Annotated in this window: 1 protein-coding gene; it reads left to right on the top strand. The window is 75.7% G+C overall.

What is annotated here, in order from left to right; genetic code table 11:
• Positions 1-332: hypothetical protein (locus tag AC4FQ5_RS19930; protein ID WP_491146388.1), on the top strand; the 332-nt coding region annotated here is incomplete at its 5' end.
• Positions 333-337: the final 5 nt, after the last annotated feature.

Below are 337 nucleotides of genomic sequence, written 5' to 3'. Positions count from 1 at the left end.
AGCACGAGAAGCCCTTGGGCGAGATCGCGGGGGCGGAGACCCTCGCGCCCGCGGCGGAACTGCTCGGCGGGCTCGGTCGACTCATGGAGCGGTGGAACGAGGAGCGCGCCGGAGCACCCACGCCGGAGGACGGGGACGCCACCGAGGCCCGCGATCCCGCGGACGTCGAGCGGGAACTGCGCGAGCGCACGGAGTCGCGCGAGGCGCAGCCGCTCGTGAGTGCGCTCGCCGTGGCGGCGGGGCGGATGCGCGAGGACCTCGAGGAGCGGCGGTCGTCGCGCGTCGCCGAGCAGAAGCGGTCGACGACGCGCGACGGACGGTCTGCCCGCTAGATCCC

Source organism: Chryseobacterium sp. DT-167, assembly GCF_058310155.1.
The sequence above is the reverse complement of the archived record's forward strand: the minus strand, read 5'-3'. Positions and strand labels throughout refer to the sequence as shown.